Here is a 23742-nt window from a genome sequence, read left to right as displayed (position 1 = left end):
CGCACCATGCGCCGCTACGGCAAGAACCCCGATGAGGACGACGTCCGCGTCCGGCCCAACCGCAAGGGCAACCGGCCGCGGACGAACATCCGCCCCAAGCACGAGGACGCCCGCGAGGGCCTGGTCCTGACCGTCGACCGGGGCCGTCTGACGTGCCTGATCGACGACCGCAAGGTCACCGCGATGAAGGCCCGCGAGCTGGGCCGCAAGAGCGCGGTGGTCGGCGACCGGGTCGCCGTCGTCGGCGACCTCAGCGGCGCCAAGGACACCCTGGCCCGGATAGTCCGGGTCGAGCCGCGCAGCTCCACGCTGCGCCGGACCGCCGACGACACCGACCCGTACGAGCGGGTGGTGGTCGCCAACGCCGACCAGCTCGCCATCGTCACCGCGCTCGCCGACCCCGAGCCGCGGCCCCGGCTGATCGACCGCTGCCTGGTCGCCGCCTACGACGCCGGGCTGGACCCGCTGCTGGTGCTCACCAAGTCCGACCTGGCCGCGCCGGACGCACTGCTGGAGTCCTACGGCACACTCGGCGTGCCGTACGTCGTCACCAACCGCGAGGAACTCGCCGACGGCAGCGCCGCCGAGCGGGTCCGGGAGAAGCTGACCGGCCGGATGACGGCGTTCGTGGGGCACTCCGGGGTGGGCAAGACGACCCTGGTCAACGCCCTGGTGCCGGAGCGGCGCCGGGCCACCGGCCATGTCAACGCGGTCACCGGCCGCGGCCGGCACACCACCACCTCGGCGCTCGCCCTGCCGCTGCCCGGCGACGCCGGCTGGGTCATCGACACCCCCGGCGTGCGGTCCTTCGGGCTGGCCCACATCGACCCGACCCGGGTCATCCACGCCTTCCCGGACCTGGAGCCCGGCACCGGCGAGTGCCCCCGGGCGTGCAGCCACGACGAGCCGGACTGCGCGCTGGACGCGTGGGTGGCCGAGGGGCACGCCGACCCGGCCCGGCTGGACTCGCTGCGGCGGCTGCTGGCGACCCGTGAGCGACGCGAGGGCGACTGATCGGACCAATGCCCCTGCCGCCCGTCCGGGGCACGGGCATAATCGCCCTCACACCAGTACCGGTCCCATCCGGTCCGATCCGGTCGTGACAGGTCGCCTGGCTGAAGCAGTCACCGAGCTGACGGAGGCAATGGGATATGGCGTGGCTGCTGGTCGTGGTGGCCGGTCTGCTGGAGACCGGCTTCGCGGTCTGCCTCAAGCTCTCGCACGGCTTCACCCGCCTCTACCCGACCGCCGCCTTCGCGGTCTTCGCCCTGGGCAGCTTCGGCCTGCTGACGCTGGCACTGCGCAAGCTCGACGTCGGCCCGGCGTACGCGGTCTGGACCGGCATCGGCGCGGCCGGCACCGCGATCTACGGCATGGTCTTCCTCGGCGACCTGGTCTCCACGCTGAAGATCATCTCCATCACGCTGGTGGTCGTCGGGGTGATCGGACTCCAGCTGTCCGGCTCGGCGCACTGAAGCGCCCGGGGCGGCCGCACCGCCCGTGAGCCCGGCGAAGGCGCTCCGCACCAGCCGGGCGACCACCTCGCCCTCGGCCTCCGTTTCCCGCCGCCGGCTCCGCTGCCGGGGCACCGCCACCCGCGCACCGGCCGGCGGCCGTACCGCGCCGGGCCCCACCGGGGCGACCACGCACGACAGCGTCAACCGGGCCGCGGCCTCGCAGGCGGCGTCCAGGGCGGGCAGCTCCTCCCGGGGCCGACCGGGCGCCAGCGCCGCCACCGCCCGGTCGCGGAACCGGCCGAGCAGTTCGGCGGGCCGGTCCTGACCGGCCGGCAGCCGGTCGCCCCAGCAGCCCGTCAGTGCGGCCCTGACCAGCGGGTTCGCCCGTGCCCTGCGCAGCGTCCAGGCGGCCGCGGCGGCCACCCGGGCACCCGCGTCGGCCGCCGGCCCGGCAGCGCCGGCGGCCAGCGCCCGCTCCACCCCGGCCAGATACGTCTCGATCTCCCGGTGGACGAGGGCGTGGGCCAGCCCCTCCTTGCCGCCGAACTCGTTGTAGAGCGTCTGCCGGGACACCCCGGCGGCGGCCGCCACCTCCACCATCCGGACGGCCGCCCAGGGCCGGGTGAGCAGTGCCGTATAGGCCGCGTCCAGCAGGGCCTCCCGCACCGAGGGCATCGGCCACCTCCCGGCTCCACTCGAACAGTGGTCCAGGTCACAGAATTGACGCGCCGTCAAGAACTGTCAAGGCCGGCCGCGGACGCCCCGGGCGGCTCGGCGGCGGCTCCGGCCGGCACTCCGCGAGAGACCACCCGGAGGCCACGGCATGGCCCTGTGGCTCCGGTGAATACCAGTGGATACTGTTCGCACATGCCCGACTATCACGATGATCTCCGCTTGGCGCACGTCCTGGCGGACGCCGCCGACGCCGCCACCATGGAACGGTTCAAGGCCCTCGACCTCAAGGTGGAGACCAAACCGGACATGACCCCGGTCAGCGAGGCGGACAAGTCCGCCGAGGAGCTGATCCGTGCCCAGCTGCAGCGCGCCCGGCCGCGGGACGCGGTGCTCGGCGAGGAGTTCGGCAGCGAGGGCTCGGGGCCGCGCCGCTGGATCATCGACCCGATCGACGGCACCAAGAACTACGTCCGCGGCGTGCCGGTGTGGGCGACCCTGATCGCCCTGATGGAGCGCGGCGAGGGCGGCGACCGCCCGGTGGTCGGCCTCGTCTCCGCCCCGGCGCTGAACCGCCGCTGGTGGGCCGCCGAGGGCCTGGGCGCCTTCACCGGCCGCAGCCTGACCTCGGCGTCCCGGCTGCACGTCTCCGAGGTCGGCCGCATCCAGGACGCGTCGTTCGCGTACTCGTCGCTGACCGGCTGGGAGGAGCGCGGCCGGCTCTCCGGCTTCCTCGACCTCTCCCGCGACTGCTGGCGGACCCGGGCCTACGGCGACTTCTGGCCCTACATGATGGTCGCCGAGGGGACGGTCGACATCTGCGCGGAGCCGGAGCTGTCGCTGTGGGACATGGCGGCCTGCGCGGTGATCGTCCAGGAGGCCGGCGGGCGCTTCACCGGTCTGGACGGCCGGCCCGGTCCGCACAGCGGCAACGCCACGGCCTCCAACGGCCTGCTCCACGAGGACCTGCTGGCGTATCTCGGCGACGACCGGAGCTGACCACCACCGGGCGAAATCCAGCGGTGCGGCCCCACCCCGCAACCCCGCTGACCTGCACAGGGGCAGATGTTCGGACTGACGTCCACCATCTGCCCCTTGTTGTGCGACCGGGGGCATGTGAGCATGAAAATCCCCCAGTTTGTGAATTTGTGAATCGTTTCGCAATTTCACTGCACGTTCAAGGAGGTGGCTCCCCTTCATGCCCATGCTCGTCAAAGACGCCATGAGCACGGTGGTCCTCACCATCGGGCCGGCTCACACCCTCCGCCAGGCGGCGCGACTGATGGCGGCCCGCCGCATCGGCGCGGCCGTGGTCCTCGACAGCGACACCTACGGCATCGGCATCCTCACCGAGCGCGACATCCTCAACTCCCTGGGCGCGGGCGAGAATCCCGACCGGGAGACCGCCCACAGCCACACCACCACCGACGTGGTCTTCGCGACCCCGAACTGGACCCTGGACGAGGCGGCGGGCGCCATGGTGCGCGGCGGCTTCCGCCACCTCGTCGTCCTCGACAACCTCGAACCGGTCGGCATCGTCTCGGTCCGCGACATCATGCGCTGCTGGTCCGCCGTCCCCGAACGGACCCCGGCGGCGGCGTGACCGTCCCCCGGGGGCGCATCCGCGGGAGCAGGCACGCCCGCGGGCGCACGAAGAGGCCGGGCCCCATGGCATCCGGCCTCTTCGGCTCTCACGGCAGCGACAGTTGAGCAACCCCCACGGCGCTCGGCCACCTCCGCGAAAGCGGCGTCGGTTCAGGCGCGAAGGGCCGCCTGGACCGCGACCTCCAGCCGCTTGCCGTAGTCCGCGTCCGCCCTGCGGAAGTTCTCGATCGCGCGCTGGGCGATCTCGTCGCGGGAGACCTTGGCGAGGAAGCCCGCCAGGTTGTCGATCAGGCGCTCCCGCTCCGCCTCCGACATCAGGCGGTAGAGGTTGCCGGCCTGGACGAAGTCGTCGTCCTCGGCGTGCGAGGACGTCGCGGTCTCACCGGTGTCACCGGTCACCGGGAGCGGCTGCCACAGCGGCCGGCCGGTCTGGGCCGGACCGCCGAAGCTGTTGGGCTCGTAGTTCTTCCGGCGTCCGTGGCGGCCGTCGTAGAGGGCGCCGTCCCGGCCGTGGCTGCGGGCCTCGGTGGCGTGCGGGCGGTTGACCGGCAGGTGGTCGGCGTTGATGCCGACGCGGTAGCGGTGGGCGTCGCCGTACGCGAAGAGGCGGCCCTGGAGCATCTTGTCGGGGGACGGGCCGATGCCCGGCACGAAGTGGTGCGGGGAGAAGATCGACTGCTCGACCTCGGCGAAGATGTTCTCCGGGTTGCGGTTGAGCTCCAGCTTGCCGATCTCGATCGGCGGGTAGTCCGCGTGCGGCCAGACCTTGGTCAGGTCGAACGGGTTGAAGCGGTAGCCGGCCGCATCGGCCGCCGGCATGATCTGCACCTGGACGCTCCAGGTCGGGAAGTCGCCGCGCTCTATGGACTCGCGCAGGTCGCGCTGGTGACTGTCCGGGTCCTCGCCGGCGAGCCGGTTGGCCTCGTCCTGGGTGAGGTTCTTGATGCCCTGGTCGGTCTTGAAGTGGTACTTGACCCAGAAGACCTCGCCCGCTTCGTTGTTCCACTGGAAGGTGTGCGAGCCGAAGCCGTCCATGTGACGGTACGAGGCGGGGATGCCGCGGTCGCCGAACAGCCAGGTCACCTGGTGGGTCGCCTCGGGCGACAGGCCCCAGAAGTCCCAGACGTTGTCCGCCTCCTGGGACCCGGTGTACGGGTCGCGCTTCTGGGTGTGGATGAAGTCGGGGAACTTGATGGCGTCCCTGATGAAGAACACCGGGGTGTTGTTGCCGACGAGGTCGTAGTTGCCCTCCTCGGTGTAGAACTTCAGCGCGAAGCCGCGCGGGTCGCGCACCGCGTCGGCCGCACCGAGACTGCCTGCGACGGTGGAGAACCGCAGGAACACCTCGGTCTGCTTGCCGATCTCGGAGAGGAACTTCGCACGGGTGTGCTTCGTCACGTCGGCGGTGACCGTGAAGGTGCCGTAGGCGCCGGCGCCGCGGGCGTGGACGATGCGCTCCGGGATGCGCTCGCGGTTGAAGTGCGCGAGCTTCTCGATCAGGAGCTGGTCCTGGATCAGACCGGGGCCGCCGACGCCGGCCGTCTCGCTGTTCTGGTTGTCCGCGACCGGGGCCCCGGTCTCCGTGGTCAGCGGTCCGGTGGTGGTCTCTACCGACACGTGCGCCTCCTGATTCGTCCGTACACCTGCCCTTGGCTTGCGCCGTACCCGATCCTACATTGGACATTGTCCAAGTCAAGAAGAGTCCGAAACTCGTACCCGATCCGGCGATGGACGGCCGCTGCTACCCTGGTGACTATCTGACTGATAGGTGATTGGCATGAGTGACCTGCTGGAACGACTCCGGGGACGCGGCTGGCGGCTGACCGCACAGCGCCGCGTCGTCGCCGAGGTGCTGGACGGGGACCACGTCCACTACACCGCCGACGAAGTGCACGCCAAGGCGTCCGAACGGCTCCCCGAGATCTCCCGCGCCACGGTCTACAACACCCTGGGCGAGCTGGTCTCGCTCGGTGAGGTGATCGAGGTGAGCACCGACGGCCGCGCCAAGCGGTACGACCCCAACGCCCACCACGACCACCAGCACCTGGTCTGCTCGCGCTGCGGGACGATCCGCGACGTGCACCTCCACGGCGACCCGCTCTCCGCGCTGCCCGAACCGGAGCGCTACGGCTTCGAGGTCTCCGAGGTCACCGTGACGTACCGGGGCGTGTGCCCCAACTGCAGCGGCCGGTCCTGATCCCGGCCCGGATCCCGTCCGGGCCGCAGCCGACGCCACCAGCCCCCGCGGCCGCACAGCGGCCCGGGGGCCATTGCCATCGCCGCGCACCCGCCGGCCCGGACATGCCGAAGGCCCGGATCCTTAAGGATCCGGGCCTTCGGTTTCAGTAGCGGGGACAGGATTTGAACCTGCGACCTCTGGGTTATGAGCCCAGCGAGCTACCGAGCTGCTCCACCCCGCGTCGTTGTGTCCCAACTCTAACCCCACGCCGACGACCAGCGCAAATCCGTTCCGGCCGGCCCCGGGACCGGTCCACGGGACCGGGGCCGGGGCACCGGGATCGGCGCCCCCGCCGGCCGGCCGTCACGCGCTCAGCTCCTCCTGGAGCGCGGTCCACAGCCGGGCCGCCCGCTCCGCCACCTCGGGCGGACCCAGCTCCACCGCCCGCGCGCACCAGCGCTGGGCCTCGGCGAGCGCCCCGCGGCGGGCGGCGATCAGCGCCAGCCGCAGCGCCGCCCGGCCGTGGCCGCTCTCGGCAGCACGCTGCCACCACAGGGCGGCCTCGGGCAGGCTGCCCTCGCGGGCCAGCAGCAGGCCGAGGTTGAAGGCGCCGTTGCGGCTGCCGGCCTCGGCGGCCGCGCGGTACCACGTCGCCGCCTCGACCGCGTCCCCGCGGGCCGCCGCGAACATGCCAACCCGGACCTGGGCGCGGCGGTGCCCCTGCCGGGCCGCGCGCTCGTACCACTGTCGGCTCTCGTCCTCCTCGGACCGCTCGGCGTCCGCCTCCGCGGACCGCCGGTCGAGGAGGTCGGCGAGCCGGAACGCCGCTTCGGCGCTGCCGCCGCCGGCCGCGCAGCGGAGGTTGCCCTCCGCTTCCCGGAGGTCACCGTCGCGCAGCTGCGCTATGGCGACCTGGAGCGCCGCGTCGGTGTGCCCGGCGGCGGCCGCCCGCTCGTACCAGGAGCGCGCCAGCCGCTCCTCGCCGCGGCCGGTGAACAGGATGCCGAGGTTGAACGCGGCGTCCACGCTGCCCGCCTCGGCCGCCTTGGAGAACCACGGCTCGGCCCCGGAGGCGTCGCCGCGCTGGAGCAGCATGATGGCCAGCGCGTTGGCGGCCTCGCGGTGGCCGGCGTAGGCGGCGCGGCGGTACCACTGCTCGCCCCGGCCGGGCCGGCCCTGCTCGGTGCAGAGCAGGCCGAGGTTGTAGGCGCCGTTGACGTCGCCGGCGTCCAGTGCGGCGCGGTACCAGCGCTCGGCGGTCTGGAGCTCGCCGCGGTCGGCGTGCAGCGCACCGAGGGCGTTGGCGGCGTTGCCGTCGCCGTCCTGGGCGGCTCGTCGCCACCACTCCGCCGCGCTCTCCTCGTCCCCGGCGTCGCGGAGCAGGAAGCCCAGCGCGCAGGCGGCCCGGGCCTCGCCGTCCTTGGCCGCGGAGAGGTACCAGCGGCCGGCCTCCTGGATGTCGCCGCGGTCCTCCAGCAGCGCGCCGAGCTGGAGCGCTGCCCGCCGGTGGCCGCGGGCCGCGGCCTGGCGGTACCACTGCTCGGCCTCGGCCTGCTGCTTCAGCTCCCCGTAGGCGGGCGTCGTACGGCGGTCGGCGTCGCGGCCGTCCTCGATGAGCCGGGCGAGGCGGTAAGCGGCCTCGCGGTGGCCGCGCTCGGCGGCGGCCCGGAACCAGCGTTCGGCACCGATGTCGCCGCGGTGCTCCAGGAGGTCGGCGAGGGCGTACGCGCCCAGGCAGTGGCCGGACTCGGCGGACTGGCGCAGCCAGTACTCGGCGGCCGGCTCGTCGCCGCGCTCGCGGTAGTGGCGGCCCAGGGCGTGCGCGGCGGCGGCGGAACCGGCGACGGCGGCGATTCGCCACCAGCCGGCGGCCTCCTCGGCGTAGCCCCGCTGGTGGAGGAGGACGCCGAGGTTGTTGGCCGCGGCCCGGTCGCCGGCTGCGGCCGCGGAGCGGAGGTGCGGCTCGGCGCCGTCGAGGTCGGCGCGGCGCAGCAGCATCGCCCCCAGCGCGCTCATGGCGGCGGTGTCGCCCGCCTCGGCGGCGCGGCGGTAGCCGGACTCGGTCACCGCGTCGGACGCCTCGGCCGTGCCGTCGGCCTCCATCGCGTCCATCGACATTTCGGAACCGCGCCCGTCGTCGGGCGCCTGCACAAACCGGTCCGTCTCCAACAACCTTGCCTTGTCCCCCATAAGAACCATCGTCGCATCACCTGTAACCCGCGTACACCTGGTATACCGCAGCCAGTGAGGTCACTTCAGCGGTTTGTCGACTTCCCGACACGGCGACATGCCAAACTCAAGCACACAGCTTTCCCACATGGGTTGTCCGACCCGCCCCTGATCGGCATTGACCGGAACGCATGACGAAGGCCCGGATTCAAGGAATCCGGGCCTTGGTCTTCAGTAGCGGGGACAGGATTTGAACCTGCGACCTCTGGGTTATGAGCCCAGCGAGCTACCGAGCTGCTCCACCCCGCGTCGTTGTGACTCCAACGTATCACGTCGCGGGGCCGCGGTTGACTCCCGGCCCCGGTGGCCGCCGGTTCACGCCGGCGGCCACCGGGCCGCGGGGCCCGCTGCGGCGGCTCAGTCGCCCGGCTTGCCGCCCTTCTCGGACGCCTTGGCCGCCTGGTCCAGCGCGGCCTTCAGCTTCTTCTGGGCCTCGCCGTACGCGGCCCAGTCGCCGGCCACCCGTGCCTTCTCGCCCTCGTCGTACGCCTTTTCGGCGTCCGCCAGGGCCTGCTGCACGGTCTTGTCGGACGGTGGCGGCTGCTCACCGGTCTGCCCGCCGCCGGGCGGCGGGTTCTCCGAGCCGGTGCTCGGCGCCTTCTTTCCGAAGACCACGTCGAGCGCGTCCTTGAGGCTGTTCTCCAGGACCGGCTGCTTGCTGTCGCCGTAGCTCACCAACACCTTCTTCAGGAGCGGGTAGTTGGTGTTGGCGCCGCGCAGGTAGACCGGTTCGACGTAGAGCAGACCGCCGCTGAGGGGCACGGTCAGCAGGTTGCCGTACTCGATCTCCGAGTCGCCGAACTTCTTGAGGATGTTGAGCTCGTTGGCGATCGTGGGGTCGGAGTTGAACTTCGACTGGGCCAGCTGCGGGCCCGGCACCGGTGTCTGCGCGGGCAGCTTCAGCAGTCTGATCCGGCCGTAGTCACCGCTCGTCGCGTCCGCGTCGACGGCCATGAAGGCGCCCAGGTTGTCCTTCTTGTTGGGCGTGAAGGTCGTCGTCAGCGAGAACGCCTGGTCCTTCTGGCCGGGCATCTTCATGCTGAGGTAGTACGGCGGCACCGCGTTGCCCGACTTGGTGGTCGGGTCGCTGGGGATCTGCCAGCGCTCCGAGCCGGTGTAGAAGGTGCCCGGGTCGGTGACGTGGTACGTGGTCAGCAGCTGGCGCTGGACCTTGAAGAGGTCCTGCGGGTAGCGCAGGTGGGCCTTCAGCTCGGGGCTGATGTCGCTCTTCTTCTCGACCGTGCCGGGGAACGCCTTCATCCAGGTCTTCAGGACCGGGTCCTTGGTGTCCCACTGGTAGAGCTTGACCGTGCCGTCGTAGGCGTCGACCGTGGCCTTGACGGAGTTGCGGATGTAGTTGACCTGGTTCTGCTGGGCCACCACCGCGCGCTGGCCGTTGGTGAGCGAGTCGGCGGTGCTGTCCCCGAGGGTGGTGCGCGAGGCGTACGGGTAGCCGTTGCTGGTGGTGTACGCGTCCACGATCCACTGGATCCGGCCGTTGATCACCGCCGGGTAGGCGTCGCCGTCGATGGTCAGCCAGGGGGCGACGGACTCGACGCGCTCCTTGGGCGTGCGGTTGTAGAGGATCCGCGACTTGTCCCCGATGGCGCCGGAGTAGAGGATCTGCGGCTCCCCGAACGCCACCGCGTACGCGGCGCGGTTGATCGGGTTGGACAGGCTCACCCCGCTCTTGCCCTGGTAGCGGTAGCCCTTCTCGCCGCTGTCGTCGGAGTAGTCCAGCTCCTGCTGCGGCCCGCCCACGATGGAGTACTGGGTGGTCTTCTCGCCGTAGTAGACGCGCTGTTCGTACGACGGGAGCTGGCCCTTGGTCGGCAGGTCGGACTCGGTGTACTGCGGGCCGCCGCCGTCGGCGGTCTCGGTGCCCTTGGCGGTGACCGCGCCGTAGCCGTGGGTGTACTTGAAGTGGTCGTTGATCCAGTTGCGCTCGGGGATGCCGGCGATGTTCAGCTCGCGCAGGCCGATGACGGTGTCCTGCTCCTTGCCGTCCTTGTCCTTGTACCGGTCGACGTCCAGGGTGGACGGGAACTGGTAGTAGGACCGCACCTGCTGCTGTTGCTGGAAGGCCGGCGAGACCACGTTCGGGTCGAGCAGCCGCATGCTGGCCGTGGTGTCGGCCTCGTCGCGCAGCCGCTGGGCGTCCTCCTTGGAGGCCGGCTTGTAGTTGCCCTTGTAGGGCGCCACCTCGGAGTCCTGGATGCCGTACGCGTCCCGGGTCGCCTTGATGTTCTTGTTGATGTACGGCGCTTCCTTGGCCTGCTCGTTCGGCTGGACCTGGAACTTCTGGACGATCGCCGGGTACAGCCCGCCGATCAGCACGGCGGAGAGCACCATCAGGCCGAAGCCGATCACCGGCAGCTGCCAGGTGCGCCGCCAGAGGGTGGCGAAGAACAGCACCGCGCAGATCGCCGCGATGAAGAACAGGATGGTCTTCGCCGGCAGGTAGGCGTTGGCGTCGACATAGCGCAGACCGGTCCAGTTGTCGGCCGACTTCAGGCCGCTGGACTTCACCGCGAGGCCGTACCGGTCGAGCCAGTACGCGATCGCCTTCAGGGAGACGAAGATGCCCACCAGCACCGAGAGGTGACCGGTGGCGGCGGCGGTCGCCCGCGAGCCGGGGCTGGTCAGCCGCAGCCCGCCGTAGAGGTAGTGGGTGAGCACCGCGGCCACCAGGGACAGCACCGCGCAGGCGAAGCCGAAGCTCAACAGGAAGCGGTACCACGGCAGATCGAAGGCGTAGAACGAGACGTCCTTGTGGAACTGCGGGTCCGTGGTGCCGAACGGGACGCCGTTGACCCACTGGAGCCAGGTGCGCCACTCACCGGAGGCGGAGGCCCCGGCGATCAGCCCGATCACCGCCGTGATCGCGATCAGCGCCCACTTCTTGAACGGGGCGATGCCCATGCGGTAGCGGTCCAGGCTCTGCTGCTCCACGGACATCGCGCTGAGCGGCGGCCGCAGCCGGTGCGCCAGCCAGATGTTGACGCCGACGGCGACCGCCATCACGACGCCGAAGGAGAAGAACAGTCCGATCTTGGTCCACAGGGTGGTGGTGAAGACCGACGAGAAATGGACCGAGCGGTACCAGAGCCAGTCGGTCCAGAATCCCGAGAACATCACGAAGAGCATGGCCAGCACGGCCAGCACGCCCAACGTCATGAGCAGGGTCCGCAGCCGCCGCGACGGTCGGCCTACTCTGATCCGTGGCCCGGAGGGGCCTCCGCCGCGGTCCGGCATCTGGAAAGCCAAGGTGCGCACCTCGAAGTTCGCTGTCGTGTGGGGCAGGCCCGGCGATACTAGGACCCAGTGATGCAACTTACGACGGCTTTACTCGGTTCCCGATTTCCGGGGTGCACAGGGCACGATGTTGGGCATGACCAACCTCCCCGTTGACGGCACCCCGCTGGCCGCCGACCCGCTGACCCGCGCGGTACTCGAGATCGACGAGTACGCCGCCGGCCTCGGCTGGGACCAGCCGGCCCGTCTGTTCGCCCTCGTCGACACCGACAAGCTCCGTGCACAGGAGCCCTCGCTCGCCGCCCAGCTGGGCATCGAGGAGTCCACCGACACGTCCCTGACCCCCATCGAGCAGGACGAGATCCCGGCCGGCGCCCCGCTGGACGAGTTCCTCGCCACCATCGCCTGGCCCGACGCCGTGGTCGGCTGCGCGCTGACCGTGGAGCGCCTGATGCTGCCGCCGTCCGCCGAGGACGCCGAGCCGGCGGGCATGACCGAGAAGCAGCTCGCCAAGTGGGTCGCCGAGCACCCCGAGCGCCAGGAGGTGCGGATGACGGTGGCCGTCCTCCGGGACGGCTCCCGCGAGTCGGCGCTGCGGCTGCGCGAGAAGGACTCCACCTCCGAGGTGCTGACCGGCAGGTCGCTGGTCCCCGGCCTCGCGGACGCGCTGGCGGCGACCTTCGAGGAGGAGTAGTCGCGCGGCGGGCCGGACGGGCCCGCCGCTCCCCGCTCCCGCTACCGGCCTGCCGGGCTGCAACTCGGCAGGCCGGCCAGGTCGTTCTTGCGGATCTTCTCCAGCGCCTGCACCGCGTCCCCTATGGTGTCGACCTTGACCAGCCGGAGGCCGTCGGGGGTGTCCTTCGCGGCGGCCGCGCAGTTGTCCTTGGGCGTCAGGAAGAATTCCGCGCCCTTGTCCCGCGCACCGATCGTCTTCATCGAAATGCCGCCGATCGGGCCGACCTTGCCCCGGTCGTCGATCGTGCCCGTACCCGCCACGAACCGGCCGCCGGTCAGATTGCCGCCGGGGGTGAGCTTGTCCACGATGCCGAGCGCGAACATCAGCCCGGCGCTGGGGCCGCCGACGTCGGCGAGCTTCACGTCGATGGGGAACGGGAAGATGTGGTCCACCTGGGCCTGGATGCCCACGACCGCCCGGCCGCCGGACGCCGCCGTGGTGACCGCGACCTGCTTGCCGGGGCCCTCGGGCTGCTTGCCCTGCTTCTCCGCGGCGGCCGCCTCCTTGGCGGGGATGACGGTGAAGACCACCTTCTGGCCCGGCTTGTGCCGGGTGACGAACGCGGCCACGTCGCCGGCCTGCTCGATCTTCCGGCCGTCCACCGCCTTGATCACGTCGCCGGCGTGCAGCACCCCGTCGGCCGGCTTGTCCTTGACGACGGCGCCGACGACGGTCTGGCTGGCCACCGGGATGTGCAGCTGCCGGAGCGCGGCGACCTTGGCGCTCTCCTGGGACTGGGTGAACTCCTCGGCGTTCTGCTGGTCGGCCTGCTCGGCCGTCTGCCCCTCGGGGTAGAGCGTCCGGTGCGGCACCACCGCGCTGCTCGGGTCCAGCCAGCCGTAGATCGCCTCGAGGAGGTTCATGCGGTAGTCCGGGCCGGTGACGCGGACGGTCGTCATGTTCAGATGGCCGGAGGTCTGGTAGGTCTTCCGGCCGCCGCCGATCTGCAGGACCGGCTCGCCGTTGTGGTCACCGAGGGTGTTGACCGTCGGCCCCGGCGACATCTCGGCGTACGGGACGGGAATCAGCACCCCGGCGCAGAGCAGCGCGATCAGCATCAGGGTCGAGGCGAGCAGCGTCGCGGTGCGGCGTGGCATGGAACGACAGTACGGGACGGGTATGACAACCGGCCCGCGGGGCCGTCCGTACGGGGACCGCCGTGCGGGCCGCGCCGGGCGGCGAGGTGTCAGGCCGGATCCGAGGCGTGCTCGGGGGCGGCCGCGGCGGTGGCGGGAGCGATGTGCTGCTTCTCCATCGCGGCGCGGAACCGTGCGTAGCCGGCCAGCTCGGCGACGTCCCCGCTCCGGCGGTTGCGCATGGCCCAGCTGCTCCACAGCGCGGCGACCAGTCCGGCCAGCACCGGAATCAGCAGCCAGAGGAGCGCTCCCATGGGGACCTCCCTAACACCTTGCGCGCCCACGATCGACAAATAAGCAGATTAACCATCTGCCACGTCAACGCTGGTGCCGGGGAGCCGGTTACGCAACCGGAACCCGAGGTACCGGTCCGGTCGCAGGACCCGGATCGCAAGGTCCCGACCCGCCCTCCCGTCGCCCGACCACCGCCCCCGGAAGAGGGCGCTTACGCCCCCACCCATTCTTCGGTGCCGTCCGAGAAGGTCTGGTGCTTCCAGATGGGCACCTCGTGCTTGAGGTCGTCGATGAGCTTGCGGCAGGCCGCGAACGCCTCGGCGCGGTGGGGGCAGGAGACCGCGACGACCACGGCCAGATCGCCGATGGCCAGATCCCCCACACGGTGGACGGCGGCCAGCGCGCGGACCGGGTGGTCGGCGACGACCTTCTCGGCGACCCGGCGCAGCTCCGCCGCGGCGGACGGGTGCGCGGAGTACCCCAGGCCGTCGACGTCGGCACCGCCGTCGTGCGAGCGGACGGTGCCAACGAAGAGGGCCGTGCCGCCCGCCGCCCGGTCGCCGACGGCCGCGAAGACCTCGTCCACGGAGAGGGGGGTGTCGCGGATCTCCAGGAGCCGGATCGGGTCCGCGGCGCCCTGCTCACCGGGGTGGTCGCGGTCGGTGGAGGGCCGGGAGTGCGTGCCAGACATGGTCCCATCGTGCCGCACCGGGCGGGCACCGGGAAATGGCCGAATCCACCGGGCGTCCGAGGCCCCGTATGGAGGCTCGTACAGGCGCCGGGCCTCGGGGGCGGACCCGGGGCGCGGCGGCGGCCGGTGGCGTCAGATGCGGCGGCGGGCCTTGCGGGCGCGGCGGACCAGGGCCGCGGTACCGAGGAGCGCGACGGTCGCGCCGGCGGCGCCCGCGGCGGTGGCGTCCTTGCGGCCCAGCCGGCGGCCGGCGACGGTGTGCCGGCCGGCGACCTCCGCCAGCAGCTCGGCGAGGACCTCCTCGTTGGTCCAGCGGGGCCGCCAGCCCGCGTCGTGCAGCCGGCTGCCGCTGACCACCCAGGGGTGCATGGTGTAGGCGAGGTCCCCGGCGGGCGACGGCGTCAGGCCGATCCGGTGCAGCCGGGCGGCGGCCCCCAGTGCCACGGAGGACGGCAGCTCCATGCGCCGGATACCGGAGAGCTCCTCGACCTCCTCCTGCTCCAGCCAGCCGTCGCAGCCCACCGCCAGCTCGCCCTCGACCTTCTCCAGCGCGGCGTACTCCAGGGCGCCGACCAGGTCCTCCACGTGGCAGAACTGCCAGGCCGGGCGGGAGCCGGCGACGACCAGGAGGCGCGGCGACTCGAAGTAGCGGGTGAGCGCGGTGTCGGTGCCGCCGACCAGGACGGCGGGGCGCACCACGGTGACGTTCAGGCCGGGGTGGGCGCGCGGGGCGCGGCGCGCCAGGTGCTCGATCTCCAGGAGGTCGCCGACCCCGGTGGCGTCCGCGGTGGCGCGCAGCTCGGCGTCCTCGGCGAGCGGGACGTCGTTGTCGGGCAGGGCCCCGTAGACCATGGCGGAGGTGCACAGCACGACCCGGTGGACGCCGGCGGCCGCGGCGGCGGTCAGCACGGTCTGGGTGCCGCGCACGTTGTAGGCGGTGCGGGCCGCGGCGTCGGTCTCCAGGTCGAGATCGAGGGCGAGATGGACGACGACGTCCGTTCCGCGGAGTTTGTCGGCGATGGCGGGGTCGCGGACGTCCAGGACGTGCCACTGGGCCTCGGTGACGTCACCGGGCCGTTCGTCGATGGCCACCACCTGCTTGACCTCGTCGGACTCGACCAGGGCACGGGTGAGCAGCGCGCCGACCCCGGAGGCGGCTCCGGTGACGGCGACGACGGGGCGGCGCAGCGGCCGGGCCGCGCCGGCCGGGCCGCGGTCTGCCTGTTCGGCTGTGGCGGCAGCGTTTCGCGCTGCGCGAACGGTCGGATCTGGGGAACTCACCGGGCGTCTCCAGCGGTTGTCTTCAGTGCGGGCGCGGCGAACGCGCCCGCACCAGGTGGCATCCATCCTGCCGCAGCCACCGGGACAGCGAAGCACCGAGCCCCGAGGCGGGGCGAGTGTCTACGCTGGAGGTGATGTCGGGCAGCCGCCGTCGGCGTAGGGCCGGCGGCCCTACGAGCCGAGGAAACCCGTGAGTGACACCCCATTCGGATTCGGCCTTCCGCCGGAGGAGCCGGAGGACGGCGACAACGGCAAGCAGAAGGGCGGCCAGGGAGGTAGCCAGGGCCCCGCGAACCCCTTCGGGTTCGGCGGCGGGAGCGGCGCCGCGGACAATCCGTTCGCCGCGCTCTTCGGCGGCATGGGGGGACCCGGCGGCCAGATGAACCCCGGCGACCTCGGCGCCGCCTTCCAGCGGCTCGGCCAGATGCTCTCCTACGAGGGCGGCCCGGTGAACTGGGAGATGGCCAAGGACATCGCGCGGCAGACCGTCGCGCAGGGCGCCGAGGACGGCAGCAAGGACGCCAGCGTCTCCACCGGTGAGCGGACGGCGGTCCAGGAGGCCGTGCGCCTGGCGGACCTGTGGCTGGACGGGGTGACGTCGCTCCCGTCGGGCGCCGGCTCGGTGGTGGCCTGGAGCCGCGCCGAGTGGGTCGAGGAGACCCTGCCAGTGTGGAAGGACCTGGTCGATCCGCTCGCCGAGCGGGTCGGGTCGGCGATGGGCGAGGTGCTGCCCGAGGAGATGCAGGCCATGGCCGGCCCGCTGCTCGGGATGATGCGCTCCATGGGCGGCGCGATGTTCGGCGCCCAGATCGGGCAGGCGCTGGGCGTGCTGGCCTCCGAGGTCGTCGGTTCCACCGACGTCGGGCTGCCGCTGGGCCCGGCCGGCAAGGCCGCGCTGCTGCCGGCGAACGTCACGGCGTTCGGCGCCGGACTGGGCGTCCCGGAGGAGGAGGTGCGGCTCTATCTGGCCCTGCGCGAGGCCGCCCACCAGCGGCTCTTCGCCCATGTGCCGTGGCTGCGCTCGCATCTGTTCGGTGCCGTCGAGGGCTATGCGCGCGGCATCAAGGTCGACACGACCAAGCTGGAGGACATGGTCGGCCAGATCGACCCGCAGCACCCCGAGGAGCTGCAGAACGCCCTCCAGGGAGGCATGTTCCAGCCCGAGGACACCCCGGAGCAGAAGGCCGCGCTGGCCCGCCTGGAGACCGCGCTGGCGCTCGTCGAAGGCTGGGTGGACGCGGTGGTGCACGCCGCCGCCAAGCCGCACCTGCCGTCCGCGGACAAGCTCCGCGAGACGCTGCGGCGGCGCCGGGCCACCGGCGGTCCGGCCGAGCAGACGTTCTCCACACTGATCGGGCTCCAGCTGCGCCCGCGCCGCCTGCGGGACGCCTCGCGGCTGTGGGCCTCCCTGACGGACGCGCGGGGCCTGGACGGCCGCGACGGCCTGTGGGAGCACCCGGACATGCTGCCGACGGCGGGGGATCTGGACGACCCGGACGGCTTCGTCCACCGCGAGCACGCGGACTTCTCCGAGCTCGACAAGATGCTGGGCGAGGCGGCGAGCGGCGGCGGCCCGGACCTCACCAAGCGCGGCGGTGACGCCGGCGCCGGGGGCTCCGACCCTGCCGACGGCGGCCCGCGCGGCCCCGAGGACGAGGGCAGGGGCGACGAGGGCAAGGGCGACGGCACCCGGTGAGCCTGCATGCGGACGCGGCGCGGGTGCTCAAGGAGTGGCCCGCGCCCTCGGCCGGCCAGGAGCAGTTGCGGCTGGCCTATCTGGACCATCTCGCGGCCCATCGGGACGGCATGTGGAAGCCGTGCAAGGACGGGCACCTCACGGCCAGTGCGCTGGTGATCGACCCGGCCGGCGGACGGGTGCTGCTCACCCTGCACCGCAAGCTGGAGATGTGGCTCCAGATGGGCGGGCACTGCGAGCCCGAGGACTCCTCGCTGGCCGACGCGGCGCTGCGCGAGGCACGTGAGGAGTCCGGGATCGCGCACGGACTGACGCTGCTGGGCGACGCACCGGTGCGGCTGGACCGGCACCTGACACCCTGCGCGGAGCATCTCGACGTGCAGTACGCCGCGCTGGCGCCCGCGGACGCGGTGGCGGCGATCAGCGACGAGTCGCTGGACCTGCGGTGGTTCCGCTACGACGAGGTGCCCGCGGTCGCCGACGACTCGGTGGTGCGCCTGGTGGCGGACACCCGGGCGCTGCTGGCCGCCCACTCCTGACACTTCGTCACAAACGGCGCCCGCCCCTCGTGTTGGGGCGGGCGCCGGCTGCTTGTGCGGGCGGGTGCGGGGCTGTCGGTCAGCGGCCCCGGCGGGAGTCGTCCTGCGGGGGCGCGCCGTGGGCGCCCGGTTCCTCGGGGCGGTGCCACGGTCCCGTGCCGCCGTCCTCGGGGAGGGGCACGCCCTGCCCCGGATACGGGGCGCCCGGCTGCTGTTGCCCCGGCTGCCCGTACGGAGCGGGCGGCGGGAGCGGCACGGGAGGCCCCTGGGGCGCGGCGTGTCCACCGGGCAGCGGCGGGGGCTGCTGGCCATACGGGGGCGGAGCCGACTGCTGACCGTACGGGGGCGGCGGAGGCTGCTGGCCGTACCGCGGCGGCGGGGGCGGCTGCTGGCCGTAGGGGGCCGGCGGCTGCTGGTGGCCGTACGGGAGCGGCGGGGGCGGAGGCGGCGGTCCCTGCATGCCCGGTGCCGGGGGCGGCGGGGGCGGCGGACCCGGTACGCCCGGCGGCACCGGACCACCGGGCGGGACCAGCGGCGCCACGAGCGTGGGCGCGCTGTGGATCTGCTCGGCGGCAGCGGCAGGCTGCGGCAGCGGCGGCGGGTTCTGCTGCGGGTGCGCCGGCGCGGGGGCGCGCGGGTCCGGGGCGGTGGGCACGGGCGGGGCCGGGGCGGCGGGCACGGCGGAAACGGGCGGCGCGGCGGGCGCCGGTGCCGGCGGCGGCAGCGGGAAGTCGGAGACGCCCTGCGCGGTGGCGGGCGGCGCGGTGGCGGGCGGCGTCGGCGGCCCGGCGGGCTCGTCGCCCTCCTCCAGGACCTCGCCGCCGAAGTTCGTCAGCAGTGCCTCCAGTCCGCCGTCGAAGCCCTGGCCGACCGCGGCGAACCGCCAGACGTCCTTGAGGTAGAGGTCACCGAGCATGACGGCCCGCTCGGTGCTGAACTCCCCGCCGGTGAAGGGATACCGGGCCACCTCCTGGCCACCGGCCACGACGCGCAGGCAACCGGGGCCGATCTGCGCCATCTGGCCCGCGCCGTCGAGGGCCGCGGTGAAGGTGAGCTTCCTGATGTGCGGCGGAACGCGGTCGAGGGCGACGCGGAAGGAGTCGGTGTCGCCGTCCTGCGGGCCCAGCTGCCGGACCGCCTCCTCGGGCGTCACGGGCTGGTTGTAGAAGACGAAGTAGCGGTCGTCGGAGAGCCGCTCGTCGCCGTCCAGGCCGAAACAGCTGATGTCGAAGCTCAAACCGGGGCCGGCGATCCGCACCCCGACGTAGAGGTCCCGTTCCGCCGTCAGATCGGCAAGCCTGGCCTTGTGGCCGCGCTGGAATTCCCTGGCCATGGGCTGCGCCCTCCCCCACTCGCGTCCGGTCCGTACCCGCGCCAGGCTAACCGCTGACGCCGGCGGCCCGCGGCCCCGGGGCGCACCGGGGAACGGCCGGCTGCGGCCGGCCCCTGTCGTCGGACTCCCGGCTGCCGGGCCCCGGGACGCCGCGGAGATCCGGTAGAAGCTCCCTAGCGACGGCGGGCGGCCGGTAGATGGGGCAGGCGGTCGGCGGCCACCACGCCTTCGAGATAGCCGCGGGCCCGTTCGGTGCGCGGGTAGGGCGCCAGCAGCCGCCAGAACTCCGGCCCGTGGCCCGGTACGAGGAGGTGCGCCAACTCGTGCAGCAGGACGTAGTCGATGACGTACTCGGGCATGCCCTGGAGGCGGTGCGAGAGGCGGATGCTGCCCTCGGCGGGGGTGCACGAGCCCCAGCGGGTGTTCTGGTTGGTGACCCAGCGGACCGTCGCCGGACGGGCCCGCCCGTCGAGGTACTGCGCGGAGAGCCGTTCGGCGCGCTCGGAGAGTTCGCCGTCGCCCAGCATCCGCTTGCTCTCCTGGGCGGCGAGCTTGTCCAGCATCACCGAGACCCAGCGCTGCTCCTCGGCCTGCGACATCCGGGCCGGGATCAGGACGATCGTGCGGTCGCCCTCCCGGTACGCGGAGACCGTCCGGCGCCGCCGGGTGCTGCGACGCACCTCGACCGGGCGGGCCGGCGGGCTCGGGTCGGCCCGGCGCGGGCGGTCGGCGGCGCGGCGCAGGGGCGTCTCCCCGGATCCGCGCGGGGAAGGGTCGGCGGGCACGCGCCCGACGTTACCCGCTGGCGCTGTGCGAAGTCCCGACCCGCGGACGGTTCGCCACCTGAACGCCCCCGGCGTGCACGGGTTTGTGCGACGAATGCCCGGGGCCTGTGGATAACTTCCGTGTCCGGCGCGGTTCGGGCGCATGCTGGGGGCCGGACGAGAACGAACGGGGGCGGATGGACATGCATCCGATGCTCAAGCCCGCGCTGCGGCGCGGCTGGCGGGATCGGGAGACGGTGCGGTTCGGCGTGGCACCGGCCCATGCCCGGGTGGTCGGTCCGGTCGACGTGGCGACCGGCTGTTTCATCGAGTTGCTCGACGGCACCCGCTCGCTGCCGCAACTGCTCGACGAGGCCGCGGCACTGGACGTCGCGCCGGAGCGGGCGCGCGGGGTGGTGGAGCGGCTCGGCGCGGCGGGGTTGTTGGAGGCGCCGGTGGCGAGCGGGCCGGCGGGCGGCGCCGCGGCGGCGGACGACCGGGCCGTCGAGCGGCTGCGGGCGGATCTGGCCGCGTTGTCGGTGCGGCAGCCCGGGGCGGCCGCCGGGCCGCTCGCGCAGATAGGGGTGCGCCGGTCGGTCCGGGTCAAGGTGAAGGGCGCGGGGCGGGTGGGTGCCCAGATCGCGGCGCTGCTGGCGGCCTCGGGCGTCGGCCGGGTGGACGTGGTGGACGGCGGCACCGTCGCGCCGTGGGATGTCGTCCCGGGCGGCCCGATGGCCGGTCAGATCGGCGAGCGGCGGGACGAGGCCGCGCGGCGGCTGGTCCGGGAGTCCTCCCCGTGGAGCCGCCGGTCCCGCCCCGGCGGCCCCGTCACCGAGTCCGGCGAGCCCGGTATCTCCCTCCTGGTGCTCACCCCGCGCGACGGCCTCGGCGCCTACGCACCCGATCCCGTGCTCGCCGAACCGCTCCTCACCGCCGGCATCCCGCATCTCTACGCGGGTGTGCTGGAGGGCACCGGAGTGGTGGGCCCGCTGGTGGTGCCCGGCGTCTCGGCCTGCGCCGGCTGCGACGAACTCCGGCGCACGGACGCGGAGCCGGCCTGGCCGCGGCTGCTCGCGCAGTGGCGCTCGGGCCGCGGTTCGCCGGCGGTGCCGGCCTGTGACGCCGCGCTGGCGACGACGGTCGCCGGGCTCGCGGCCGTCCAGGCGCTGGCGTTCCTCGACGGCGAGCCGCCGCCGTGCACGGGGGCCCGGATGGAGCTCCCGCTGCCGTGCGCGAGCGTCCGGACGGTGCGGATCGCCCCGCATCCGGAGTGCGGCTGCGGTGCCGCCGCCGTACGGGGCGCGGCGGACGCCTCGGTTCCGCGGCCGCGACACGCAACAATGTCGGGGTAACCCCGGTAGGGGACGGTGTGAGTTGGAGGGGCGCATGTCTGATCTTCCCCGCAAGGCGGTCACCCGGACCGCCAAGCTGGCCGCGCTGCCACTGGGGTTCGCCGGCCGTGCCACCTGGGGGCTGGGCAAACGGCTCGGCGGCAGATCCGCCGAGATCGTCGGCCGGGAGCTCCAACAGCGCACCGCGGAACAGCTCTTCAAGGTGCTCGGCGAGCTGAAGGGCGGTGCCATGAAGTTCGGCCAGGCACTGTCCGTCTTCGAGTCGGCGCTGCCCGAGGAGATCGCCGGTCCGTACCGGGCTGCGCTGACGAAGCTTCAGGAGGCCGCGCCGCCACTGCCGACGAGCACGGTGCACACCGTGCTGGCCGAGCGGCTCGGGGCGGACTGGCGGGAGCTGTTCGAGGAGTTCGAGGACAAGCCGGCCGCGGCGGCGTCGATCGGGCAGGTGCACCGGGCGGTGTGGCACGACGGCCGGGAGGTGGCCGTCAAGGTGCAGTATCCGGGCGCGGGGCCGGCGCTGCTGTCGGATCTGGCGCAGCTCAGCCGGTTCGCGCGGCTGCTCGGCCCGCTGATCCCGGGCATGGACGTCAAGCCGCTGATCACCGAGCTGCGCGACCGGGTCTCGGAGGAGCTGGACTACGCCCTGGAGGCCGAGGCCCAGCGGGCGCACGCCGCGGAGTTCGCCGGCGATCCGGAAGTGGTGGTGCCGGCCGTGGTGCACCAGAGCGACCAGGTGCTGGTGACGGAGTGGCTGGACGGGGTGCCGCTGTCCGAGGTGATCGCCGACGGCACCGAGGAGCAGCGCGACCGCGCCGGGCAGTTGCTGGCGCACTTCCTCTTCTCCGGTCCGGCGCGCACCGGCCTGCTGCACGCCGACCCGCATCCGGGCAACTTCCGGCTGCTGCCCGGGGCGGAGCCGGACGGCCCGGTGTCCGGGTGGCGACTGGGCGTGCTGGACTTCGGCACGGTCGACCGGCTGCCGGACGGGCTGCCGCCGACGATCGGCACCTCGCTGCGGATGACCCTGGACGGCGAGGCGGAGGCGGTCTACCGCATGCTGTGCGAGGAGGGCTTCGTCAAGGAGTCCATCGAGCTGGATCCGGAGGCGGTGCTGGAGTATCTGCTGCCGATCATCGAGCCCGCGCAGGTGGACGCGTTCACCTTCTCCCGGGGCTGGATGCGCCGGCAGGCGGCCCGGATCGGCGATCCGCGCTCCCCCGCACACCAGTTGGGCAAGCAGCTCAACCTGCCGCCCGCCTACCTCCTGATCCACCGTGTGACCTTGAGCACCATCGGGGTGCTGTGCCAGCTGGGGGCCACGGTCCGGCTGCGCGACGAGCTGGAGGCGTGGATGCCGGGATTCCTGCCCGGCGCGGAGGAGGACACCGAGGAGGACCCGGCCCCGGAGGCCGCGGGCATGGCAGAGCCGGGCGGGGAGGAGCCGGGCACGGAGAGTTCCGCCGGAAGTGCGACGGGAAGTCCGGCCTGATCCTCACCACCAGCTGGAGTCCAGCCGGCCCTCGATGGCACGGATGTTGTCCCGGGCGCAGCGGTCGCAGAAGTACCGGCGCTCGCCGTTCTCGACCGAGCAGGTCCAGGTCGGTGGGGTGTCCTCGGCCACTGCGCCGCAGCGCGCGCAGACCGTGGCGTCGGAGGCCAACTCCGCCTGTTGATGCGTCTTCTGGTCCACCATCCGACGATATCCCCGCAGCCGCCGCGAATCGGGACGCAACGCAGCACGGGGCCCGTCCGGTCGGACGGGCCCCGTGCTGACGGCGTCTCAGTGTGCGGTGCGGGTGTGCCCGGTCACTGCATCACGGCCATGGCCAGCGCCCGGCGGGCACGCAGCGACGCGCGCTCGGCGCGCCGCTGCATCCGCCGCGCGGCGGCGAGCCGATGTCCCCTGCGTTCGGACTCGGCCTCCTGCAGGCGTTGTTCCACATGGGCTCGGGCCAGGGCTTCTGGCATGAGTTGCATGGCGAGGTTCCTGTTCTGGCGCGATTCGAGGGCGCCGGGGTTCGCGGGTGCGGTGGTCTCGGTGAAAGTCGGGTTCATCGTGGGGTCCTGCTTCCGGGGGTCCCGGGTGAGGGGACGATCGATCGTTCCTGTGCGCGCGGTGTTCATGCCACGACCGGGTTCTTGCGCGGACGGCCCCGCGGACGCTTCCGGGGCACGACGACACCCTGGACGAAGAGCTCGCCGCCCCAGACGCCCCAGGGCTCGCGGCGCTCCTTGGCGCCGGCCAGGCAGGACTCGCGCACCGGGCAGGTCTGGCACAGCGTCTTGGCGTACTCGACGTCGGCCGGGGACTCGGCGAAGAAGACCTCGGGGTCGTAGGTGCGGCAGGGTACGGCGGTGCCGAGGCGGTCGATCTCGTCGTCGAGCTCGGTGAGGGGCAACAAGGGGTTCTCCTGGAGGTCGGGCGGAGGGATCAGGTCGGTGGCGGACGGGGTGTGCGTCTGGAGTTGCACGGTGGTGTGTTCCTCGTCTGTTACGGCCCGGCTGGTGGCGGGCGCGTTGGGCAAAACAAAAGGACCGCGGATCCCGGTGTGGGTTCCGCGGCCCTGGAAGGTGCCGACCTGA

The 23742-nt window shown here is 72.9% G+C and carries 21 protein-coding genes, 2 tRNA genes and 2 pseudogenes; 10 read left to right on the top strand and 15 right to left on the bottom strand.

Annotation, left to right across the window (positions count from 1 at the left end; translation table 11 throughout):
• Positions 1 to 6: 6 nt before the first annotated feature.
• Both rsgA and K2224_RS12170 read left to right on the top strand, forming a co-directional pair.
• On the top strand, positions 7 to 1014 hold the full coding sequence (rsgA, locus tag K2224_RS12175; RefSeq protein WP_221906581.1) for a ribosome small subunit-dependent GTPase A: 1008 nt from the start codon (positions 7 to 9) through the stop codon (positions 1012 to 1014).
• A 137-nt stretch (positions 1015 to 1151) separates the two neighbouring features.
• Complete coding sequence (locus tag K2224_RS12170; protein WP_221906580.1) at positions 1152 to 1475, top strand: multidrug efflux SMR transporter; 324 nt, start codon at positions 1152 to 1154, stop codon at positions 1473 to 1475.
• Positions 1476 to 1562: 87 nt separating this feature from the next.
• Here the strand turns inward: K2224_RS12170 and K2224_RS12165 are convergent.
• Positions 1563 to 2132 (bottom strand): annotated as a pseudogene (locus K2224_RS12165) (TetR/AcrR family transcriptional regulator); the annotation flags it as partial.
• 192 nt (positions 2133 to 2324) lie between these two features.
• Between K2224_RS12165 and hisN the strand changes: the two are divergent.
• Positions 2325 to 3128, top strand: coding sequence for a histidinol-phosphatase (gene hisN, locus K2224_RS12160; RefSeq protein ID WP_221906579.1), 804 nt, complete (start codon positions 2325 to 2327; stop codon positions 3126 to 3128).
• A 205-nt stretch (positions 3129 to 3333) separates the two neighbouring features.
• Positions 3334 to 3732 carry a cyclic nucleotide-binding/CBS domain-containing protein gene (locus tag K2224_RS12155; protein WP_221909612.1) on the top strand — a complete coding sequence of 133 codons (399 nt, stop codon included), beginning with the start codon at positions 3334 to 3336 and terminating at the stop codon, positions 3730 to 3732.
• Between the two features lie 152 nt (positions 3733 to 3884).
• Here the strand turns inward: K2224_RS12155 and K2224_RS12150 are convergent, their stop codons facing one another.
• A complete protein-coding gene (locus K2224_RS12150; RefSeq protein WP_221906578.1) occupies positions 3885 to 5351 on the bottom strand; it encodes a catalase in 1467 nt (488 codons plus the stop codon).
• A 160-nt stretch (positions 5352 to 5511) separates the two neighbouring features.
• Here K2224_RS12150 and K2224_RS12145 point away from each other — a divergent pair, with 160 nt between their 5' ends.
• The gene (locus K2224_RS12145) at positions 5512 to 5931 is read left to right on the top strand and encodes a Fur family transcriptional regulator (protein ID WP_221906577.1); all 420 of its coding nucleotides are present in this window, start codon (positions 5512 to 5514) and stop codon (positions 5929 to 5931) included.
• A 149-nt stretch (positions 5932 to 6080) separates the two neighbouring features.
• Here the strand turns inward: K2224_RS12145 and K2224_RS12140 are convergent.
• From K2224_RS12140 to K2224_RS12125, 4 genes are all read right to left on the bottom strand, one after another.
• A tRNA-Met gene (locus K2224_RS12140) sits at positions 6081 to 6154 on the bottom strand.
• Positions 6155 to 6276: 122 nt separating this feature from the next.
• Positions 6277 to 8112: a tetratricopeptide repeat protein gene (locus tag K2224_RS12135; RefSeq protein WP_221906576.1), complete on the bottom strand. Its 1836-nt coding sequence runs from the start codon at positions 8110 to 8112 to the stop codon at positions 6277 to 6279.
• A 205-nt stretch (positions 8113 to 8317) separates the two neighbouring features.
• Positions 8318 to 8391, bottom strand: a tRNA-Met gene (locus tag K2224_RS12130).
• Between the two features lie 108 nt (positions 8392 to 8499).
• Positions 8500 to 11397 carry a UPF0182 family protein gene (locus K2224_RS12125; RefSeq protein ID WP_260693446.1) on the bottom strand — a complete coding sequence of 966 codons (2898 nt, stop codon included), beginning with the start codon at positions 11395 to 11397 and terminating at the stop codon, positions 8500 to 8502.
• Positions 11398 to 11533: 136 nt separating this feature from the next.
• Here K2224_RS12125 and K2224_RS12120 point away from each other — a divergent pair, with 136 nt between their 5' ends.
• Positions 11534 to 12091 carry a PPA1309 family protein gene (locus K2224_RS12120; protein WP_221906574.1) on the top strand — a complete coding sequence of 186 codons (558 nt, stop codon included), beginning with the start codon at positions 11534 to 11536 and terminating at the stop codon, positions 12089 to 12091.
• Between the two features lie 41 nt (positions 12092 to 12132).
• Here K2224_RS12120 and K2224_RS12115 read toward each other — a convergent pair whose 3' ends face one another.
• The 4 genes from K2224_RS12115 to K2224_RS12100 form a co-directional block, all read right to left on the bottom strand.
• Positions 12133 to 13230: a PDZ domain-containing protein gene (locus tag K2224_RS12115; protein WP_221906573.1), complete on the bottom strand. Its 1098-nt coding sequence runs from the start codon at positions 13228 to 13230 to the stop codon at positions 12133 to 12135.
• An 89-nt stretch (positions 13231 to 13319) separates the two neighbouring features.
• Positions 13320 to 13523, bottom strand: a complete 204-nt coding sequence (locus K2224_RS12110) for a hypothetical protein (RefSeq protein WP_221906572.1) — start codon at positions 13521 to 13523, stop codon at positions 13320 to 13322.
• Positions 13524 to 13714: 191 nt separating this feature from the next.
• A complete protein-coding gene (locus K2224_RS12105; protein WP_221906571.1) occupies positions 13715 to 14194 on the bottom strand; it encodes a molybdenum cofactor biosynthesis protein MoaE in 480 nt (159 codons plus the stop codon).
• A 132-nt stretch (positions 14195 to 14326) separates the two neighbouring features.
• Positions 14327 to 15475: an SDR family oxidoreductase gene (locus tag K2224_RS12100; RefSeq protein ID WP_221906570.1), complete on the bottom strand. Its 1149-nt coding sequence runs from the start codon at positions 15473 to 15475 to the stop codon at positions 14327 to 14329.
• Positions 15476 to 15665: 190 nt separating this feature from the next.
• Here K2224_RS12100 and K2224_RS12095 point away from each other — a divergent pair, with 190 nt between their 5' ends.
• On the top strand, positions 15666 to 17171 hold the full coding sequence (locus K2224_RS12095; RefSeq protein WP_221906569.1) for a zinc-dependent metalloprotease: 1506 nt from the start codon (positions 15666 to 15668) through the stop codon (positions 17169 to 17171).
• Complete coding sequence (locus K2224_RS12090; protein ID WP_221906568.1) at positions 17168 to 17710, top strand: NUDIX hydrolase; 543 nt, start codon at positions 17168 to 17170, stop codon at positions 17708 to 17710. Before K2224_RS12095 ends, K2224_RS12090 begins: the two co-directional genes overlap by 4 nt.
• 199 nt (positions 17711 to 17909) lie before the next feature.
• Here the strand turns inward: K2224_RS12090 and K2224_RS12085 are convergent.
• Positions 17910 to 19043, bottom strand: a pseudogene (locus K2224_RS12085) (TerD family protein); the annotation flags it as partial.
• A 173-nt stretch (positions 19044 to 19216) separates the two neighbouring features.
• Positions 19217 to 19828: a M48 family metallopeptidase gene (locus K2224_RS12080; protein ID WP_221906566.1), complete on the bottom strand. Its 612-nt coding sequence runs from the start codon at positions 19826 to 19828 to the stop codon at positions 19217 to 19219.
• 182 nt (positions 19829 to 20010) lie between these two features.
• Between K2224_RS12080 and K2224_RS12075 the strand changes: the two genes are divergently transcribed.
• Positions 20011 to 21159, top strand: coding sequence for a TOMM precursor leader peptide-binding protein (locus K2224_RS12075; protein WP_260693445.1), 1149 nt, complete (start codon positions 20011 to 20013; stop codon positions 21157 to 21159).
• Between the two features lie 34 nt (positions 21160 to 21193).
• Entirely contained in the window at positions 21194 to 22648 is a 1455-nt protein-coding gene (locus tag K2224_RS12070) for an AarF/ABC1/UbiB kinase family protein (protein ID WP_221906565.1), read from the top strand.
• A gap of 3 nt (positions 22649 to 22651) precedes the next feature.
• On the opposite strand, the gene K2224_RS12065 is transcribed toward K2224_RS12070, so the two are convergent.
• From K2224_RS12065 to K2224_RS12055, 3 genes are all read right to left on the bottom strand, one after another.
• The gene (locus tag K2224_RS12065; protein WP_221906564.1) at positions 22652 to 22852 is read right to left on the bottom strand and encodes a hypothetical protein; all 201 of its coding nucleotides are present in this window, start codon (positions 22850 to 22852) and stop codon (positions 22652 to 22654) included.
• A gap of 113 nt (positions 22853 to 22965) precedes the next feature.
• Entirely contained in the window at positions 22966 to 23283 is a 318-nt protein-coding gene (locus K2224_RS12060; RefSeq protein WP_221906563.1) for a hypothetical protein, read from the bottom strand.
• Complete coding sequence (locus K2224_RS12055) at positions 23280 to 23630, bottom strand: WhiB family transcriptional regulator (RefSeq protein WP_026246923.1); 351 nt, start codon at positions 23628 to 23630, stop codon at positions 23280 to 23282. The genes K2224_RS12060 and K2224_RS12055 overlap by 4 nt, the downstream gene beginning before the upstream one ends.
• Positions 23631 to 23742: the final 112 nt, after the last annotated feature.

Origin of the sequence: Streptomyces sp. BHT-5-2 (assembly GCF_019774615.1) — a bacterium.
GTDB lineage: Bacteria > Actinomycetota > Actinomycetes > Streptomycetales > Streptomycetaceae > Streptomyces.
The sequence above is the reverse complement of the archived record's forward strand: the minus strand, read 5'-3'. Positions and strand labels throughout refer to the sequence as shown.